Genomic DNA, 18,289 nt, shown 5'->3' with positions numbered 1-18,289 from the left:
GAAGAGAGCAACCTGTTAGATTCAGAGGAAGCAGTATGGAAGTTGACTATAAAGTAAATCATCCAATTACATCTGAAGAGTTTATAGAGTTACTGAGTAGGACATCGCTTGGGGAGCGTAGGCCACTTGAAAGTGAGGCTATCGTCAAAGGGATGCTTGATAACGCGAGTTTAATGGTGACAGCCTGGCTAGACGGCAAACTGGTTGGTCTTGCCCGGTCGCTAACGGATTATCATTATTGCTGTTATTTGTCAGATTTAGCCGTTGATGAAAGTGTTCAATCGATGGGCATTGGGAAGTATCTCATCAAGAAAACAAAAGAAGCGCTGAAGCCTGAGTGTAAGATTGTATTGTTAGCGGCGCCTTTAGCTGAAGAGTACTACCCGAAGATAGGTTTTGATGCCCGTAATAGTGCCTGGGTTCTATCTGATATCAATAAGCTCGTGATTTGATAGGTGCCAGGGCGATACACTGTAACACAAATACAACTCAATAATTCAATGGCTTAGCCCGCTTTAAGTGAGCTATCTGTTTGATGCAACATGAGTAAACTAATGATTTGGCTGGTGGTTTTTTTTGCCTCCGGCTGTGACGCTGTCACTAGTTGGGCTGTAAAGTAGTGGGGTGTTAAGTAGAAAAGAATCCCGTTACGAGGTAACAAAAAAGGCCGCATGAGCGGCCTTTTATCAATGAGTTTTGACTTAGAAAGTAGACGTGTCTTTGAACAGACCGACTTTCAAATCTTTCGCGACGTAGATTTCTTTACCGTCTACCAGAACGCGGCCATCAGCAACGCCCATGATTAGCTTACGGTTGATAACGCGCTTAAGCTGAATGTCATAAGTCACTTTCTTCGCATCTGGAAGGATTTGACCTGTGAACTTCACTTCGCCTACACCTAGTGCGCGGCCTTTGCCTTCACCACCGGCCCAACCAAGGAAGAAACCAACGAGCTGCCACATTGCATCAAGACCAAGGCAACCTGGCATTACAGGGTCACCTTTAAAGTGGCAGTCAAAGAACCAAAGGTCAGGGTTGATATCCAACTCAGCGTGGATGAAACCTTTTCCGTGCTCACCGCCTTCGTCAGTGATTTCAATGATACGGTCAATCATCAACATGTTGTCAGATGGCAAAGATGGGAAAGCTGGACCGTGTAGTTCGCCTTTACCACATGCAACTAGTTCTTCGTAATTATAAGATTGCTGGCGTTTCATCAGACTTATTTAGCTCCTTGAAAAGTATGGAGGCAATTTAGCTTACACATGTACGCCAAACAACTCGGATCAGTTCTGGACAAACCAGTTACGGATACGTGCTAACCAACTGACTTCACTATCAAGATCACCATGGTGGAAGTGATCTATGCGCTGTGCAATCTTAGCCAGTAAGGTTTCAGAGTCGTCTTCTTCACCTCGGAAAGCTTTACCTGTTAACAAAGGCAAGGCCTCATCAACGCTCTCAACGGTCCATAGGTGGAATTTACCCGCCTTGATCGCTTCGATAACCTCATCGTTGAGACATAGATTGCTCTGGTTTGTTTTCGGTAGTATGACACCCTGCTTGCCTGTCAGGCCGCGGAAGGCACACACCTTATAGAAACCCTCAATCTTCTCGTTGATACCGCCAACTGCCTGTACACGACCAAATTGGTCTACCGCGCCTGTGACAGCAATCTGTTGGTTGATTGGCTGAATAGCAAGCGCCGATACTAATGAGCATAGCTCAGCGAGCGAGGCACTGTCGCCATCAACCTCACAGTAAGACTGCTCAAACACGATTGAAGCGGAGTATGGAAGCGGTTGGTCTAGATCTAGCGCGGTACTGACAAATGCCTGCATGATCATCATACCTTTGGCATGGATGTTACCCGCAAGGTCGGCTTTACGCTCAACGTCCGAAATATCGCCGTCGCCAAAATGGACGACACATGAAATTCGGGCCGGCTCGCCATATGCACAAGGGTGGCCGGGTACCTCAACAACGGTCAGACCGTTCACCTGGCCAATTTCTTCACCCTGGCAGTTGATAACAACCTGGCCATGGTGAATATCTTCGATTGCACGCTCTGGCAAATATGATTCACGGAATTCGCGGGCCTTGAGTGAGTCTGCCAGGTGCTGCGCGGTGATCTTCTGTCCCTGAGACTCAATGGCAGCTTCACACAGCAGGCTCTGGTGCCAGATAGGGCACAGAGGAACACGTGTCTGGTCCTCGGCGTGGCGAGCCCCTGTTTTGAGTAGGATTGTTAGTGCGTCATGATCGGCCAGATCTGGCAGTTGCGCATTACGGCTAATGGCTTTGAGGTAAGAGAGGTATAAAGGAAGGCTCTCTTCACTAATTACCAAATCTTGTTCGAACTCACCGTACATTGAAAAACCAGAGGAGAGATCCGGTTCGGCATTTTCAAGTTCGGCCATCAGGTAACGATCACCGATTAGGATGAGCTTTACGTTTAGCTGCTCGGCAGCGGGAAGCGGGTACAGGGTCTTGTTTGATGAGGCTTGCCACTCGAGCTTACCATTCATCAGAACACTTTTGAGGCGCGGCCACAGGCTAGGGTTGCTAAGGATGCTGGTAACCGATAAGACGAGGTAGCCATTGTTTGCCTGGTGTACCAGCCCATGTTTTATTTGTTGCTTGGCTAGCTTGCTGTCGTCGAGCGGCGGGTAGACAGCACCAAAGAGGCTTTGTTCTGTTACATTCTCGCCGATCACAATAGGGCTAGCATCAAGATGACCGCCCTTGGATTGCTTGTTTTGAGCGTCATGTTGCGTCAGTAATTCGATAACGTAATCGCGATAGACCTTGTTATCAGGCGCGGTAATGCGAAGAACCCGGGGTTGCAATTCAACACAGGTAAATCGGCGTACGGCATCCGTAAGGCGATCTTGCAAAATACCAGCTTTCGCTGGTGTTAGATCGTCATATTTCTCTAAGATGGCTTGATACTTTGAGTAGTCTGGAGTCATTGTACGCCAGGATTCTTCATGCATGGGCTTTAGCTTTATTTCGTTACTGTGAAAAGGACAGCAGTATAAAGGAATCAATGGCCGCATAATAGGCAGAGATTGACGATATTTTCGGGTTGTCGCTTTTCAGTATCGGTACCGTTTCGTTTTTATCGCCCTGGCTTCAGATTAGAGTGCAGGATAAGAGTTCGCCTGTATCATTTGTTGCAAGAAAAGATGATAATGGTCCGGAACACTCTGAAAACAATCAGTAATATATCAAATAGGTAATTGAGCTTTTCCCCGTCTACAGTTACACTGTCACAGTTTAAGTGTAGTCTTTTTTGAGAATCTCCTACGAATATGAAATATCAGCAGCTTGAAAACCTTGAAGCCGGTTGGAAATGGAAGTACTTGGTAAAGAAATGGAAGGAAGGTGATGCTATCACCTGCTACATCGATACCAGTGAGGCCGAAGCGGCTGTACAAGACTTACTCGCCATAGAACACGAGCCTACCAAGGTCATTAAGTGGATCGGCAAGCATATGTCGCCGGACCTTGATAAGAAGCTAAAGCAGGCTATACGTGCCAAGCGGAAACGACATTTCAATGCCGAACAGGTTCATACCCGTAAAAAGTCCATTGATCTTGATTATCGTGTCTGGGAGAAACTGGCAGAGAAATCCAGAGAGCTAGACTGCACGCTATCCGATACAATCGAATATCTCTTGAGTGAAAGTAATAAGACCGAACAGGCAAGCAAGAAGGTGCTGGACATAAAGAATGACCTGCATGATCTGTTAGATATTGATCTCGAATGATACCTGTCTGTTGCTTTTCTAGGACTGGCATAACGGCCAGATGTAAGATTTTAATATACGCTTAAAGAAAACCGCTTAAAGGAGTAAGTGAATGGAATATGTCATTGTACTAGCCATTGCTGTGATCTTTCTCGTTTTCAAAGATCGCCCAATCATGGTACTGAAGTTTGAAGATGGCGAGCTAACTCAGTCTAAGGGCAACATTCCGCATGGATTCCTGATCGGCTGTAAAGACATTGCGCACAAGCAACCGTTTACCGGAAAAATAAAGGTATATCGGAATCGCTTCGCAACCAAGCTTGTTTTTTCCAAGAGTGTACCAAGCAAAGTGAAACAGCGTATCCATAACGTTTTTCCTCATACAAGCTCTCCGAAAAAGCGTGGTCGTCGCGCTTAATCTATTTTTTATGGGATTCTTAAGAAATGGCTTCCTCGGAGGCCATTTTTATTTCGTGGTTATCACTGTATTTGATCAGGCTTTATTATGCTCATACCTCATGCTTTCCGTTTGACACAAGGCGCAGACCTCAAAGAGGCTATTTTCGATTACGTTAAACGTGAGTCAATCCAGGCAGGCTCCATACTTAGCTGTGTTGGCTGCTTAGTCTCGGCCAATATTCGCCTTGCCGATGAAAGCCAGTCATTGAGTTTGGCTGGACCACTAGAAATTTTGACCCTGTCCGGTACATTGACGCCGACACATGTACATTTGCATATCTCTGTTGCAGATAAGAATGGTGCTGTATACGGCGGCCATCTAATGGATGGGTCAGAAGTTTCCTATACTGCAGAAGTCTGCTTGGCTAGTTATGGGAACCTAGCATTCAATCGAAAGCTGGATCCTGAGACTGGTTTTGACGAGCTTGTTGTCGAAAAGACTCATTTGCAAAGCGAGTAAGCTGTTGATTCCCTATGGTATATACTGAAAGATATCGGTCTGTCATAGGATATCGTGATGGCTTCAACCCCAGAATACTTCCAGGATAAACTATCTGGTAACCATTGCTTTGGTTGTGGCACTGAAAATGACCATGGGCTACATATCAAGAGCTACTGGATGGCAGAGAACAAGGCCGCGTGCCATTTTGTCCCTCAGTCGTTTCATACGGCAGCTCCCACGCATTTTCTCAATGGTGGGGTGATTGCGACAATTATTGATTGTCATTGTATATGTACTGCAATCGCTTATGCCTATCAGCAACAGGGGCGAGAAATAGGCAAGGGGACACCATTATGGTATGCCACAGGGGCCTTGTCCCTTCGCTACAAACGTCCGGTGAATATTAATCGTCGGATACTTTTGGAAGCCACTGTTTCGGGCTATAGCGAGAAACAGGCTAAGGTTGACTGTTTATTAAAGGTTGACGATACGGTTTGTGTCGAAGCGATGGTAGAAGCCATTGCGGTCAGCGAAGAGTGGATGAAGCAAAATAAATGATCCTGCCTGGGTAAACCGAGCGAGGTTGTTACTTTCCTTTTAGCTGAGAGTAACAACCCCAAACGCTGCCAAATTAGACTTTGTTATTGACCTGTTATTTTACTGCACTGATCAAAGCTTGCTGGCTAGATAAATATTGTTTAATGGTTTCCCTTAGGGCTGCTAATTCAGCCTCTGCTTTTAACCGGCGCTCTTTTTCATCTTCGTATTGTTTGCCCAGCTCTACGGCCATATAGCCGCCTTTAATTAGTGCTTTGGTCGTTACGTTACTGTTGGTTAGCGCTTTCAAGTCTTCAATCATGAAATAGTGCTTGTCGATATCTCGAATGGTTATTGCCATATCTGGAGCTTGTTCGTTGAAAATCAGTTAGATGGCATTTTAATTGATTTGTTAGTTACATCAAGTCATTTGATTGCATCTCTACGGGAGGGAATAAAAATCATCTCTCGGTTTTGATTGCGATATGAGCCTTGTCGCGATATATACTATAAAACTAATGCACTATAACTTTTAAATCAAAAGTAATAAATAGCACTTTATTAGAGAGTTTTGTGTTGGTTAAGAAATCAACATATAGAATAAGCTTAAAACAGAGGTGCTTGTAATATTATCTATTGGTATTAGAATCCATTGATACCAATGATAAAACCATTTCAGGATAGAAATTGAATCAGCTCAACAAGCATCTGTTGTCCACCAAGAGCAGGGAAAAAACCATTTCCGGCAACCAGGGAATCGCTATGGTGAGGCATGGTAGTGAGGTTACCATCAGTATAAAAACTCCGTTAGGGCGACTATATCGAATTGAGACGGTTTTTATCGGCAGTAACAGTAGTGATGAGATTTTCTTTGAGCTCCCAGAAGTCAGTAAGTCTGTTATAGATGAATATTTTGATCAAGGTTTCTGGTTAACCGTTAAGGCTATCTCTGAGAAAGGCGAGGGAGCGATCGTCAATTTCAAAACACAAATCATGTATACAATACTAAAACCAACACGTTTATTAGTTTTAGAGCTTCCACGAACAATGGGGCTGTTACAATTACGCAGCGAGCCTCGCTATGACGTTAAGCTGCAAGGAAAGATAGCACTAGCGCAACGTGAACTGCTGGTGGACTTTAAAGATCTATCGAAAAACGGGTGCTGTTTCTATCAAGATATTAATGGCCCGCAGCTTCGTGAAGACATGGCTATTGTGGTTATGATTCAGAACCCGGCGAGCGGGAAAGTGTTCACATTGACCGGATTGGTAAAAAGCGTGCATCGCTCAGGCTCTCAGAATTACTACGGCATGTTGTTTGATCTTGATGGCCAGAAGCAAGCAAAAGCATTGTTAGCTCAGCTGATTTTTGATGGTTCAAAATTATCATTCAAACATTATCAGTAAATGAAGCAACAGGGATCATCTCTACTCACAACCTAATGCACTATAACTTTTAGTCTTATTACAAAAAATAATTATCTATCATCACTAATACTTACCAATTTTGAAAAATAACAGATAGCCAAACAAATATGTGACCGTGTAACTATTCACTCTAAGCTTATGAACCAGTCTCTACGGTTCCTGAGTTTGCTTTAAATTTTGCCAGACTGCGTTGTACCTTCTGAACAGATAGTGGTTTCATCAAGTAATCATTCGGCTGGTGAGATAGTACCTTCTTAACAACTTCAGTTTCATTTTCTGAGGTAATAATAGCAACAGGCATGTTAGGTAAGGTACGCTTGATATAGCTAAGAAGATCTAAACCATCCAGTGGTTTTTCAATATTCAAATCTAGAAAAATAGCATCGATCTTATAGCTTGAATCGATAATTAGTTTTTGTGCTGATGCAATGTTGCTCACCTTGATGATTTCTTTCGGCGAGATACATTTTCGTATGATTTGAGATAAAACCTCAGCCATTAACTTATTATCTTCAATAATTAAGAATCTATTCATCTAAAACCAACTCTGATCACATCATATTGATTCACATGCATATAAAGATAGAACACTCACAGTTGTGAAACAAGCCTCTTCGTTAAGGATTCATGCATAGGTAACAAAACACTCATTACCTTGAATTTCATTTTTGCACTTTAGAAAATGTATGCATTACTCATTTGGCTCTGAAAGGGGTGACATTGTCACCAAATGTGATGCCGTGATTTCTTCATATCATGACTAGTCATCATGCTATATATCAGATATATAAAGTTTTTTTCTGTGATAAACCCATCGGATAGAAATACATTGAAGCTGTTATGATAAAAACAGGAATTTAATGAGAGGTGATTATGGCTTTTAAAATCGGTGATGTTGTTCGCTTAAAAAGCGGTAGCCCCTTAATGACTGTAGTCGGCATATCTGGCTCCAGCCGAATAAGTTGCAAATGGTTTGTAAACAACGCGAACCCAGAGCAGTGTGAGTTTCCATCGCAAGCATTAAGTCTCTATGCCGGGCCTTTGCCTCAAGAGGAAGCGCAACAAGAAGCGATGGCTTAAATGGTTCAGCAGACTTGAGAATAATCGCAAGACTGGGCGACATTGATTCACAATACCGCGAAGCATTACCGTGTAACTTTTGACTGAAAGATTGTTTGCTCTGAGGGTTAATACAAAAACTCCACCGCTATGGTGGAGTTTTTGTTTAGTCTTAACGGCGATTACTACTTGCTATAAGCTACCTTGTAGTAAGCCATTTCAGTTCGCATTCCCATCAGTAAGCTCACACACATTGTCAATAAGATAATAGTGAATGGCAGAGCCGTAGAAATAGCTCCTGCTTGTAGCGCTTGGATGGCCTCTGTACCACCGACCCAGAGCAGAACAGCAGCGATCGCACCTTCAATAGTTGCCCAGAAAATACGTTGAGGAACCGGTGCATCGACTTTACCGCCAGCTGTAATGCTGTCGATAACCAGAGAAGCGGAGTCTGAAGAGGTAATAAAGAACACCATGATCAGAACGATTGAGATCACTGAAAGCATCGTGCTTAACGGTAGTGCCTCATAGACATTGAACAGAGACAGAGTTATGTCTGTTAAACCGTTTGCACCAAGTTCACCCACTTTATTGGCTACCTGATCGATGGCAATACCACCAAATACTGACATCCAAACTAGCGTAATGAGAGTAGGGATGAAGATCACTGCGATGATAAATTCACGTATGGTACGACCTTTTGATACTCGCGCAATAAACATACCTACACATGGAGACCAGGAAATCCACCAAGCCCAGTAGAATACAGTCCAGCCATGCATCCAGGTTTCATCTTCACGACCATGCGGGTTGCTGAGCGGCACGATGTTTTCAATGTAGCCCATGAGAGTTGTTGGTAGTGTATTCAGCGTAATAGCAAAACCAACAAGGGCAACAAACAATAGCAGGGCGAATGCAATGAGTAAGTTTGCATTACTAAGAACTTTGACACCGCCATCGATACCACGAATAACTGAAATTACAGCCAGACAGGTAACAAAGATAATCACGCCAATTTGCAAGCCAATCCCCACATCGACACCAAATACGTGACTAATTCCGCTTGCGGCCTGCTGCGCACCTAAGCCCAGCGATGTCGCAAGGCCAAACAGCGTTGCGATAACCGACAAAATATCAATGATGTGACCAAACCACCCCCAGGTACGATCACCAAGGATAGGGTAGAAAATGGAGCGCATTGAAAGCGGAAGGCCTTTGTTATAGGCAAAAAATGCAAGTGAAAGCGCGACTATTGCGTACATTGCCCATGGGTGAAGTCCCCAGTGGAACATTGTTGCTCCCAAGGCAACTTTAGCCGCTTCAGGTGTATTAGCTTCTACACCCAGCGGCGTTTCGTACCAACCCGTATAGTAAGCCACTGGCTCTGCGACGCCCCAGAACATAAGGCCGATGCCCATACCTGCAGCAAATAACATCGCAAACCATGAACTATTAGAGTGCTCAGGTTTAGCGTCTCTTCCGCCGATGCGGATCTTACCAAAAGGAGAGATAACCAAAGCTAAACTGAAAATCAAAAAGATATTACCAGACCACATGATCAGACCATCAAAGTTATTGATGATTTGCCATTTGATCCCGTCTAGTGCTGCTTTGGCTGTTGAAGGCTCTGTTGCAAGAAGCGCAACGATAAAGAAAATGATCAGTCCTGCACTGATACCAAAAACCGGATTGTGAACATCAAATCCCCATTTCTGGATGTTGTCCTGGCCGACGGTATAGTCAGTATTGTCGATACTGTATTTGTCCCTAATTTGTGACATTTTGATCCTTATTCGATTAGCACACTAAGCATTCCCAATGGCTTTGAGCCGTTTTTTTCCAATGGCTCAACGGTGAATTCTTTAGAGTACTTAATGAAATTTTGAAAGATAGTAACAAGAATGACGAGAAAAACCAAATTTACTCTGAAATTGTCTAATAAAAACGCGTATTTATGCATGCGATTGGTTGTTCTTTTAGACTAAAATGTTAGATATCTAATTATTTGTCAGGCAAGGAAGGAAGGTTCTCTAGATAGAAGTCAATTGTCCTCTAAGTATTTCAGGTGAGATTCATTTGCTATTAACCAAGGGCTTTAGTTCAGTTCATATATGCAGACTTTTACAAATGATTATTGGCTGTAGAGTGGGGAAGTCAGAGCAGCTCTTGCCAGGCAAAGATATCGTCCAAATCTTCCGGTGCTTCTCTGACGATGCGATGCATGTCTTTGGGATAACGTGCCGGCTTGGCGAAGCGGCGGTTGAAATCAGCAATGAAGTCGGGGAGCCAGGCATTGGCTTGTTCAATTGTATCAATACCTTGTAACCGCATTTCCTTGACTAAGCGATCCTGTAACGTTTTGTTCGCGCGCTCAACGCGACCTTTGGCTTGTGAACTGTTGGCGCAGATCAGCTCGATATTGAGGTCATTCAAGACTCGGCCAAATTGAGTTAAACGTTCCGTGCTAGCATCTCGTTTGCTGACATGGAAGACAGCATGGCGATCGCTATAAAACGCCGTCGGTTTGCCATGTTGTTCAAGATACTCACGAGTTGCGACCATATAATCGAAAGCCGATTCCGTTTCACTGAACCGTAGGTTCATCAGGCGGCCAGTTGCATCATCGATATAAACGAGTAGGCAACATTTAGGGCTGCGTTCTTCAAACCAGTCATGGTGTGAACCGTCGATTTGAATGAGTTCACCCAAACAATCTCGACGATAACGAGGCTGATAGACACGGGGCTTACGTTTAGCATGAGGAACCCACAGGCCGTCGGCGATCATCCATTGGCGCAGTGTTTCTAATGAGATAGAAATATTGTGGTGTTCAGTGAGTTTTTCATGCGCCAAGGTCGGGCCAAAATCTGGATAGATTTCACGAATAATACTGAGGCACTGGCATCGAATATCTTCATGAATTTTGTTTGGTGACGGTTTGCCTCGACGCTGATGGACAATTCCTGCTGCGCCCAGCTGGCGAAAGCGAGTCACCAGACGTTGGATCTGACGGACGCTTAATGAAAGAACACTTGCAGCATCTGAGCGTCGAATACGTTTTTCACAAACATCACGGATAGCACTCAGGCGTAAAATCTCTTTGTCATTCATGGTTACCAACATCGTTTGTTAATCTCACACAGACCAGATAGAGTCTGATCACCGTAGGAAAAACAGGACATTTTCACTTTGCAGAAAAGAGACATTTTAGCTTTGCGGCTACATATATGAGTGCGCATTATGCTGGCTTATGTTAAAACTAAAAACCAACTATAAAACAATCAATTAGAATCCTTTCTTTGTGATAAGAAGGATTTGATGCGAAATACACATGAACTCACAGAAAACTATATTTTCCGATTTTTCAGATGCGGATTAAGTATAGAAGATACCGCTAAACTTTGTTTTAAGAGTGTGAGAACTGTCACATCTTGGGATGAAGGAAAACCAATCCCGCCAGAATGTAGAAGGTTAATGCGAATGTATTGTGGCCTTGAACTCGATCCATTAGCCGATGAGTGGAGAGGCTGGAGTATCAGAAAAGGCTTGTTAATTACACCGAATCGATGGTCATTAACTCCAAACCGAATCATCACAGGTAATGCATTGATAGAAATCGGAGCCGAACCAGATAGAAAAAATCTTAGTCAGATCATCAAAGTGGCTAGGTTGATTTCCCGATAAGAAAAGAGCAGGGCTTCGGCTCTGCTTACTGCTTTATAGTAGTCAATCAAAACTGTAGATGGTTTTAATTGACTACTAGCAATTACTGCTTGCCGTCATATTCCCATACATAGTTAAATGTATAGATTCCATTCAAATCTTTAACAAAGAACTCAAATACAACAATTTTTTTCTTTGCTTCATATGGCAAATATATCTCTAGTTTCTCAGAAGTATCTTGATTAGGTAACAATAGGTATTCACCTCTTAGATTTGGCAAAATACTATGACTAAGAATGTATTTATTTTGATCATAAGTTGAGGTGAGCGATACATTGTACTGAGCTCTTTCCGGTAACCTATTCTTAATATTTACAGTAAATGAAAGCAAATCACCATTTCTTTTCGGGAATGAAATTGTTATAGGCCATTCTGATGCGTTCATATCACTGCCTACAGCTTTTACGAACTTGTTTATTTTCTCCCAACCTTGATTTTCTAATCTCGCTACAGTCTCAACTTCAGCTTTAGTACTAGACGATAGTCGAGGAAGTATGTCTTGAACAAAAAGATTACCACCAAAGTAACCAAACACAGGCATACCAACAAAAATTAAAACGAGGAAAAAAGCAACTTCTAATGATGATGTTTGTTGACTCTCCTCAATATTGTTTTTTACTTTTCCTTTTGTTTCTTTTGAAGAAACAGATAATACACAATCTTGAGAAAATTCACCTTCTTCTACACTCAAAATAACACTAACGTCTTCTCCTTTAGGAAGGCGATGGAGGCTAATCATACAATCTTGTGAAAGATCTAAACTTGGCAATGTACTAGCTATTAATGTGTATCTCAGCTTCGATTGTAACTGAACTTCTACATTCTCTTCACTTTTATTACCTTTATTGATAATCGTTAGCTCGACAATTTGACCTGCCGACAAATCTGAATATGAAAAAGATCTAGGAACAATAACAAATAAAGCCCTTCTATTTATATAAGCCATTATGCCAGCAACAATAAGAGCAGCAATGACACTACCTACTACAACGTTGGGCGATGGAATAAAGCTCTCAAACATCAATTAATTATCCTTTTGTAACTTAAGGCTATATCAAACGAACTTAGTTTGTATAACAACTATTGCCAACATTAAAAGTCATTATACCAATTACGTTAAATAGCTGATTTTGCATAGTAAAACTATCAACTCAGCTTCATATCGTATGCTGCCTGACATTTTACACAGTTATGATAAGAAAACCATGCAGTTATGCCGTGAAAGTTTGCTACAGTTTGAAGGCTAAAATGACAGTAACTAGAGCATATCTCGTTTGATGCCAATACCGGGCTAAACAGCTCATAAATTTAGCTTTACTACTATTACGATGAAGTACTACAGCTCAAGAGGTTAGTAATGAGCTGTAAGCAGGAAAGTACACTTATGCGTGGTCTAGTACATCTTTGGGCCAGAGAAAGTAAGGGCCGAAACGCTTACTATATTTAAACTCACCACCAACAGATTTCCCGTCATCCGTTAAGAAGTGTCTTTCATCAACTAGCTGTAAGTAACCAGCAGTTAGCAATTTATCTAGCAATTCATTCGTTTTCAGACCAAGGCTTTTGGCTAGTTTTGAAGTCGTTAGCTTAGTGTGTTCAACATCATCGTGCTGAGTTTCATCTGCAGACGAAGTAGGTTCGGTAATCTTCTCAAGTGAGATACGAACCTCATCACTGATGCGAATGATCCTTTGTGCTTCTTCGTATGCATCCTTATAAACCTCAGAATCAGCATCGCGCGAAACATAGATACCCATTTCGTTGTTATTCACCTGACTGAATTCGTATAGGTTCAAACTGGTAATGATGCATGAATCTTCATTTAGATAGCATTTTGCATGAAGGTTCTTACAGAAACTAGTACGGACAAAGGAAAGCTCTTTTAGCCAGTTAATCTCTTCAGGTTGAAGTTCACTTTTTCCATAAACAATGCGCACATCTATCTTTAAGCGATCTTTATCTTCGAGCAATTCCTTAATACGGTCGTTCAACTTCAAAAAAGGACTAATCAGAATCAACCGTTCTGATGCTCCTTTGATAAGTTCCTCGAGATAGTAATTTGTAGCGCTTGTATTCAAAAACTTAGCCATGACAGACATCCGTATATAGTAATGAGCTTGGTAGCATATTACATCACGACCATGAATCAATTCTTCATGATAAAAATGTGTTTTTGATCAATGCGGTGGAGTCCAAATAAGAACTGTACTCGCTGAGCAACTTTGCACGCCGAAGGACATGATAGGTATCTACCCGCGTGATACATTTCGGGAGTTCAGGACCGCGCTGAAGGGCATGGTATGCCTAAAACCTTTCACCCCGTATTACTAGACGGGGTGACGCTGCGCACCATATTTCACCGAAAGAACCGATAGGCAGAAGAGCCCTGAACCCAAAAGCCAGCCTGGCAAGAAGAAGTGTTTTCACGTTGCTGATAGTTATGTTGATAGCTCCGCACGGATAGACCGTTACACTCGGCGCACCTGGAGGAGGTGCCACGCAGCAAAGCTGCTTATATGTTGCGATATTTTAAAATGAAATATTCATTGCAATTTTCAAAAACGCTCTTAAATCCAATTTAAGCCACTCAAAAAATGCCCTTTATTAATATAAAGGGATAAAAACAAGCCCTCAGATTTAATTACAGGAATTGCAACCAAAAAATTACGTTAATTACGTCAAAATGAAATTAACGTTTTTGAATTACAATATTATTGTGACTTTAGTGCTAAAACTAATAATAAAATAATCATTACTAAAATAATTATATGTTCAACAATAAGCCGAATCAACCAACAAAAAGAGGGCGCCGCTGCCCAGCGACGCCCTCCGAGGTGGAGCCTCCATTCTCATGCGCCACTAGGCAGTGGCGCTGATTGAATTAATCAGGCAGATATATTGCGCACCCTTTTTATATGCCTGACTCTCAACCAAACATACAACTTACCTATCAAATATGAAAATGCATCCCACAGCATCAACCCTATAAAAACTGCAAGAAGAGTAACTGCAAAGAAATAAATTAAGATCACATCAAGCAACTGGGAAAATTGCTCAGGAGTTAGTGTTATACCTTCCACATCAAATTGCTCCGTTCTCATCGTTGCTGACAAGGCCTGCCAGCGGCGTTACATTGAAATCCATATCATCTGTACTGGCTAACTGCTGGCGTTCCTCTCGGTAGTCGGTCATCTCGTTGACCGGGTTACACATAATGACTTGCATGTCTGTTCCATAGGCCACCTGTACCAAGCAGGGGTCTAAGACAACAAACTCAAAGCCGAGCGGCTTGAGCTGGTCGCTATAGACATAACCGCGCTGACCGTCGGTTAGATGCTGTTCGAAGATAATGGTTGTCTGGGTTTTTCGTTGCTCGCCGACAACCCGAAAATGAACCCCCGAAACATACAGCTTGCTGACATCATAAGGCCATGCCGTTACGGTCAAATCCACATAAGGACGCGGCTTCCCAGACTGAGCGCTATCCGAAGAACTAGTGACACCAATACGAATATCAGTAGGCGAGTGCCCAGCCATTTGGCTACGGGCCTCGCCAGTTTGAGCAGGTAACACAGGAGTTTGATGATCATTCGAATCAGCTTGTGCTGGCTGAGCTTCTCCAGACGGTACTGGAGCATTAACAGAATCACGGTTAACAATTTCATACACAGAGTTCCCAAGGAAGAAGAGACAAACAACGAAGGTGATCAGAAAGATAACGAACTTTGGCTCTTTAAGGATTGAGGAGCCGGCACCGCTTTTGGTTATCTGGCCCGTGACCGTGGACGAGTACATAAGGTGAACGGCCCTGGGCACGCGAACGCCTTTGGTGGTGTCATCCTTGGTTGGTTTGGTTGCTGACGATTTCGGGTTATGTTCCCACAGTCTCGGACGGCGTTTGGTGAGGAATAGTGAATCCTTCGAGCTGTGGTGTATGGCCAGCTCGGCAACGCCTTTGATTTCTGCGGGTATCTGCCGGATATCAGGCGTACACAGGGTAATATCCCAATTGTATTTTCGGTGGCGCATGAACGCCATATTGAAGTTTTTCGGCAGGATAACATTGCCGGACTCGTCAACGATGGATTCGCCCGTGTCATCGAAGGCAACCTCATCCGGCTGGAATTCGTTCAGTACCTTGTTATAGAAATCTACGTGACCTTTGGGCAGCAGCTGGCCGAATGGTTCGATACCCAGATAGACATTTTTCGCTATATCAAAGCCTGCCGTCTTGTTGTAAATATCCTGCGCCTCATCGATGAGTATCAGGGCGCCGATAGGACACCAGTTGTACCAGTGCTGCCAGAGACGGATACCGTTCTCGTTCATCGAAGAGATACGGATAACTCTGGCTGTCATCGGAAACCGTTCACCCAGCCGCTTTTCGATGGTTGAAATGTCCTGCATACCTTCCACATTGGTGACAACCACGCGGCCTTCACGCAACGCGGGCAGGGCATCAAACCAGACTGCGCAGGCTGACTTGTAAGAACCTGCCGGACCATGTCGAATAATCGTAGCCATCCGTTACACTCCCATAAAGTCCATCACGAAGCGGGTAGTCATTGCCTCGATAACCCGCATGGCCGCCGAGCCGATACCATAGGCCGCAATCGTGTTTTTGATGTCTGGGTCCAGCGACGCAAAGGCGGCATCAATGAACTGATAAACCGACAGGTCGTTAAGCAGTTCTTTGGCTACGCCATAGGCAAACTGCATGCTCTCGACCATCATGGCCAGTTTCAGCTTGATGGAATAACGGATGATGTAGGAGTACATGCGCTCGATAAACGAGGGCGCATACTCAAAGAAGTTATCGATGCGGTCGGCCACACCGATAAACCATTGGAAAACATTATCACTTGAGGTATTGGCTAAGGCGGGCAACGACAGGCCTACAAGCGTTATTAGGATTACGTACTTCATTATCTTCTCCTTAAAATAATGATGCCGAAAGCAACAAGCGCAGCTACGGCAAGGACTATCGACCTGATAGTGCCGCTTTGCTCAATCCAAACTGAGTTGTCAGCCCTGAATGTTCTTCCGGCCTTGGTGAATGTGGCGGACAAGACTGGAACTGCGCCATCTTCCTGTAATGACACCGTGCCCAGGTCATTGGCAAACTTGTCCATCAAAGAGGTAATTTCGTCGCGTAGGGTTTCGATATCGTCATCGAGTTTCTTCAGGCTTTTTTCACCCAAGACATCCTCAAACGGATCTTTTCCCTTGTCAGGTAATTTGCCATTCAGGCGCAGGCACATAAGACGGTCTTGGTTGTCGGCTATCTCGCAATCACTTCGGATGAAGTCGTCAGGATCAGCAGAGCCCTTGCTATTGATGGCCGTTACAATGTCACCACTGCCTTTGGCTATATCCGCTCGAATCCCGTCAAGGTTGGTCATCATCTCGACCATCTTGTTATCGAGGATGTCATTGCCAGCCTTGTTCAAGTCCCGAATCTCAGCCAACAGATTGTTGGCCTTTTTGGTATTGTCGGCAACGGCCTTAGTGTTGTTCTTCACATCAAAGGTGGTTTTGTTGTGGTCTCGAACGGCAAACTTCACTTCATTAATAGCAGCAATAATACTGTCAGTATCAGTACAACTGCCGTCTACAGCAGGGTCACAATCGAGACAAATATCCCCATTGGACGGGTCGCATTCAGGTCGCGTATCACAAAGCCAAGGCGCTTCAGGCGTTGGGCAATCGCCATAGTCTTCGCATAGGGCTGGGTACTCCTTACAAAATGCATAAGGGTCATTATCATCACCACCACCGGGATTGTCACCGCCACCACCGGGAGTATCACCGCCACCACCGGGAGTATCCACCGGGAGTATCACCGCCACCACCGGGAGTATCACCGCCACCACCGGGAGTATCACCGCCACCACCGGGAGTATCACCGCCACCACCGGGAGTATCACCGCCACCACCGGGAGTATCACCGCCACCACCGGGATTGTCACCGCCACCGGGATTGTCACCACCACCGGGGTCAGGGTTCGGACAGGCATCACCGACACAGCCATTAATAGGCGTATGGTCACACTGAAAATTAGCTGTTTGAGTATCGGCATCACAAGAGGCATTGAAGTTCATATTATGATCTTCAGGTGTACTCGCAATACATTGTTGCTCAGCAGCCGATTTATCTTGGTTATATTGCTCTGAAGAACAATAATTTTCTTCAGGTTCACATTCTTCTGATGGATATTCAGGCACAACAGTACCATCGGGACAAGTGAATAAAGCCCCATAAGCTTCAAAAAAATGCCACTTAGAACCTTCAGTAGCAGAACAACCATGATTAACAAAACTAATGCCAGAATAACCTGGGCGAGTTGTTATAACATTAAGTTGAAAATCTGCATATTTTGTTGCGCAATCTTTTTGATAAAAACCACCGGATGAATAAGAAACCTTCTCCCACATTTTCGCATTCGCAAAAGAGCTAAAACTTAAAAAAATCAAAATGAAGACTAAATACCGCATAACTAATCCCTTAGTCAGCCATAAAAAAAGGGGCCGAAGCCCCTTGGTAATTAGTGGGTTTGCACCCCTGAAACAAAGCCGTAAATAAGGGCCATGGAATGTGCAATCCCGAATAATATTTCAGGAGATACACTAGACATTATTTATTCAGCCATTTCAGGAACATTGTTGCCCCGAAGCCGATAACAGCAATACCGACAACCAGTGAAACCACTGTGCTCTGGTTGGTCTGAGCTTCAACTCCCGCCGCATTCAGTTGCTCTGTGTAGTCGGCCGCGTTTGCTGCGAAGGCATAGAAGGAGGTAGCCACAGCAGCGCTGACACGAGGCGCATATTTGACAACTTTGCGAGTGGCATTCTGTTGGATGTTCATTAGTGCAGTTTTCATAACTCA

Annotated in this window: 19 protein-coding genes and 1 pseudogene; 8 read left to right on the top strand and 12 right to left on the bottom strand. The window is 43.8% G+C overall.

Annotated features, from left to right (window positions below; genetic code table 11):
* The first annotated feature begins 35 nt into the window (after positions 1–35).
* Positions 36–452 carry a GNAT family N-acetyltransferase gene (locus tag EIZ48_RS23555; RefSeq protein WP_160657164.1) on the top strand — a complete coding sequence of 139 codons (417 nt, stop codon included), beginning with the start codon at positions 36–38 and terminating at the stop codon, positions 450–452.
* Positions 453–701: 249 nt separating this feature from the next.
* On the opposite strand, the gene fabA is transcribed toward EIZ48_RS23555, so the two are convergent.
* Both fabA and EIZ48_RS23545 read right to left on the bottom strand, forming a co-directional pair.
* Complete coding sequence (gene fabA, locus EIZ48_RS23550; protein ID WP_075767995.1) at positions 702–1,217, bottom strand: bifunctional 3-hydroxydecanoyl-ACP dehydratase/trans-2-decenoyl-ACP isomerase; 516 nt, start codon at positions 1,215–1,217, stop codon at positions 702–704.
* Positions 1,218–1,286: 69 nt separating this feature from the next.
* Positions 1,287–2,996, bottom strand: a complete 1,710-nt coding sequence (locus tag EIZ48_RS23545; RefSeq protein WP_160657161.1) for an AAA family ATPase — start codon at positions 2,994–2,996, stop codon at positions 1,287–1,289.
* Positions 2,997–3,314: 318 nt separating this feature from the next.
* Between EIZ48_RS23545 and matP the strand changes: the two genes are divergently transcribed.
* From matP to EIZ48_RS23525, 4 genes are all read left to right on the top strand, one after another.
* Entirely contained in the window at positions 3,315–3,773 is a 459-nt protein-coding gene (gene matP / locus EIZ48_RS23540) for a macrodomain Ter protein MatP (protein WP_160657158.1), read from the top strand.
* A gap of 91 nt (positions 3,774–3,864) precedes the next feature.
* Positions 3,865–4,170, top strand: a complete 306-nt coding sequence (locus EIZ48_RS23535; RefSeq protein WP_160657155.1) for a DUF3634 family protein — start codon at positions 3,865–3,867, stop codon at positions 4,168–4,170.
* A gap of 87 nt (positions 4,171–4,257) precedes the next feature.
* Positions 4,258–4,671: a PPC domain-containing DNA-binding protein gene (locus EIZ48_RS23530; RefSeq protein WP_160657152.1), complete on the top strand. Its 414-nt coding sequence runs from the start codon at positions 4,258–4,260 to the stop codon at positions 4,669–4,671.
* 57 nt (positions 4,672–4,728) lie between these two features.
* A complete protein-coding gene (locus tag EIZ48_RS23525) occupies positions 4,729–5,211 on the top strand; it encodes a PaaI family thioesterase (RefSeq protein WP_160657149.1) in 483 nt (160 codons plus the stop codon).
* A gap of 94 nt (positions 5,212–5,305) precedes the next feature.
* Here the strand turns inward: EIZ48_RS23525 and EIZ48_RS23520 are convergent, their stop codons facing one another.
* A complete protein-coding gene (locus EIZ48_RS23520; protein WP_160657146.1) occupies positions 5,306–5,551 on the bottom strand; it encodes a hypothetical protein in 246 nt (81 codons plus the stop codon).
* Between the two features lie 326 nt (positions 5,552–5,877).
* Between EIZ48_RS23520 and EIZ48_RS23515 the strand changes: the two genes are divergently transcribed.
* Positions 5,878–6,597 (top strand): PilZ domain-containing protein, encoded by a 720-nt coding sequence (locus EIZ48_RS23515; RefSeq protein WP_240153075.1) that lies wholly within the window; start codon positions 5,878–5,880, stop codon positions 6,595–6,597.
* Positions 6,598–6,754: 157 nt separating this feature from the next.
* Here EIZ48_RS23515 and EIZ48_RS23510 read toward each other — a convergent pair whose 3' ends face one another.
* A complete protein-coding gene (locus EIZ48_RS23510; protein ID WP_160657141.1) occupies positions 6,755–7,153 on the bottom strand; it encodes a response regulator in 399 nt (132 codons plus the stop codon).
* A gap of 338 nt (positions 7,154–7,491) precedes the next feature.
* Here EIZ48_RS23510 and EIZ48_RS23505 point away from each other — a divergent pair, with 338 nt between their 5' ends.
* Entirely contained in the window at positions 7,492–7,698 is a 207-nt protein-coding gene (locus tag EIZ48_RS23505) for a YodC family protein (RefSeq protein ID WP_160657138.1), read from the top strand.
* A 164-nt stretch (positions 7,699–7,862) separates the two neighbouring features.
* On the opposite strand, the gene EIZ48_RS23500 is transcribed toward EIZ48_RS23505, so the two are convergent.
* Positions 7,863–9,458 (bottom strand): BCCT family transporter, encoded by a 1,596-nt coding sequence (locus EIZ48_RS23500; protein WP_160657135.1) that lies wholly within the window; start codon positions 9,456–9,458, stop codon positions 7,863–7,865.
* Between the two features lie 379 nt (positions 9,459–9,837).
* Positions 9,838–10,788 (bottom strand): annotated as a pseudogene (locus tag EIZ48_RS23495) (ISNCY family transposase); the annotation flags it as partial.
* 207 nt (positions 10,789–10,995) lie between these two features.
* Between EIZ48_RS23495 and EIZ48_RS23490 the strand changes: the two are divergent.
* Entirely contained in the window at positions 10,996–11,361 is a 366-nt protein-coding gene (locus tag EIZ48_RS23490) for a DUF3653 domain-containing protein (RefSeq protein ID WP_160657132.1), read from the top strand.
* 82 nt (positions 11,362–11,443) lie between these two features.
* Here EIZ48_RS23490 and EIZ48_RS23485 read toward each other — a convergent pair whose 3' ends face one another.
* From EIZ48_RS23485 to EIZ48_RS23460, 6 genes are all read right to left on the bottom strand, one after another.
* Positions 11,444–12,421 carry a hypothetical protein gene (locus EIZ48_RS23485; RefSeq protein ID WP_160657129.1) on the bottom strand — a complete coding sequence of 326 codons (978 nt, stop codon included), beginning with the start codon at positions 12,419–12,421 and terminating at the stop codon, positions 11,444–11,446.
* 361 nt (positions 12,422–12,782) lie between these two features.
* Positions 12,783–13,490, bottom strand: a complete 708-nt coding sequence (locus tag EIZ48_RS23480) for a phospholipase D family protein (protein ID WP_160657126.1) — start codon at positions 13,488–13,490, stop codon at positions 12,783–12,785.
* A gap of 991 nt (positions 13,491–14,481) precedes the next feature.
* Positions 14,482–15,924 carry a zonular occludens toxin domain-containing protein gene (locus EIZ48_RS23475; protein WP_160657123.1) on the bottom strand — a complete coding sequence of 481 codons (1,443 nt, stop codon included), beginning with the start codon at positions 15,922–15,924 and terminating at the stop codon, positions 14,482–14,484.
* Positions 15,925–15,927: 3 nt separating this feature from the next.
* Entirely contained in the window at positions 15,928–16,326 is a 399-nt protein-coding gene (locus EIZ48_RS23470) for a DUF2523 family protein (protein WP_160657120.1), read from the bottom strand.
* Complete coding sequence (locus tag EIZ48_RS23465; protein ID WP_160657117.1) at positions 16,326–17,375, bottom strand: hypothetical protein; 1,050 nt, start codon at positions 17,373–17,375, stop codon at positions 16,326–16,328. Before EIZ48_RS23465 ends, EIZ48_RS23470 begins: the two co-directional genes overlap by 1 nt.
* Positions 17,376–18,034: 659 nt before the next feature.
* On the bottom strand, positions 18,035–18,283 hold the full coding sequence (locus tag EIZ48_RS23460; protein ID WP_160657114.1) for a hypothetical protein: 249 nt from the start codon (positions 18,281–18,283) through the stop codon (positions 18,035–18,037).
* Positions 18,284–18,289: the final 6 nt, after the last annotated feature.

Source organism: Photobacterium alginatilyticum, assembly GCF_009910675.1.
Taxonomy (GTDB): Bacteria; Pseudomonadota; Gammaproteobacteria; order Enterobacterales; family Vibrionaceae; genus Photobacterium; species Photobacterium alginatilyticum.
This window is presented reverse-complemented; position numbering and strand designations above follow the sequence as displayed.

Bases quoted from the DNA above. Each gene is read 5' to 3' on its own strand.
- EIZ48_RS23535 (WP_160657155.1), top strand. From the start codon at position 3,865: ATGGAATATGTCATTGTACTAGCCATTGCTGTGATCTTTCTCGTTTTC.
- EIZ48_RS23475 (WP_160657123.1), bottom strand. From the start codon at position 15,924: ATGGCTACGATTATTCGACATGGTCCGGCAGGTTCTTACAAGTCAGCC.
- EIZ48_RS23485 (WP_160657129.1), bottom strand. From the start codon at position 12,421: ATGTTTGAGAGCTTTATTCCATCGCCCAACGTTGTAGTAGGTAGTGTC.
- EIZ48_RS23500 (WP_160657135.1), bottom strand. From the start codon at position 9,458: ATGTCACAAATTAGGGACAAATACAGTATCGACAATACTGACTATACC.
- EIZ48_RS23555 (WP_160657164.1), top strand. From the start codon at position 36: ATGGAAGTTGACTATAAAGTAAATCATCCAATTACATCTGAAGAGTTT.
- matP (WP_160657158.1), top strand. From the start codon at position 3,315: ATGAAATATCAGCAGCTTGAAAACCTTGAAGCCGGTTGGAAATGGAAG.
- fabA (WP_075767995.1), bottom strand. From the start codon at position 1,217: ATGAAACGCCAGCAATCTTATAATTACGAAGAACTAGTTGCATGTGGT.
- EIZ48_RS23510 (WP_160657141.1), bottom strand. From the start codon at position 7,153: ATGAATAGATTCTTAATTATTGAAGATAATAAGTTAATGGCTGAGGTT.
- EIZ48_RS23470 (WP_160657120.1), bottom strand. From the start codon at position 16,326: ATGAAGTACGTAATCCTAATAACGCTTGTAGGCCTGTCGTTGCCCGCC.
- EIZ48_RS23545 (WP_160657161.1), bottom strand. From the start codon at position 2,996: ATGCATGAAGAATCCTGGCGTACAATGACTCCAGACTACTCAAAGTAT.
- EIZ48_RS23480 (WP_160657126.1), bottom strand. From the start codon at position 13,490: ATGGCTAAGTTTTTGAATACAAGCGCTACAAATTACTATCTCGAGGAA.
- EIZ48_RS23520 (WP_160657146.1), bottom strand. From the start codon at position 5,551: ATGGCAATAACCATTCGAGATATCGACAAGCACTATTTCATGATTGAA.
- EIZ48_RS23525 (WP_160657149.1), top strand. From the start codon at position 4,729: ATGGCTTCAACCCCAGAATACTTCCAGGATAAACTATCTGGTAACCAT.
- EIZ48_RS23505 (WP_160657138.1), top strand. From the start codon at position 7,492: ATGGCTTTTAAAATCGGTGATGTTGTTCGCTTAAAAAGCGGTAGCCCC.
- EIZ48_RS23490 (WP_160657132.1), top strand. From the start codon at position 10,996: ATGCGAAATACACATGAACTCACAGAAAACTATATTTTCCGATTTTTC.
- EIZ48_RS23460 (WP_160657114.1), bottom strand. From the start codon at position 18,283: ATGAAAACTGCACTAATGAACATCCAACAGAATGCCACTCGCAAAGTT.
- EIZ48_RS23530 (WP_160657152.1), top strand. From the start codon at position 4,258: ATGCTCATACCTCATGCTTTCCGTTTGACACAAGGCGCAGACCTCAAA.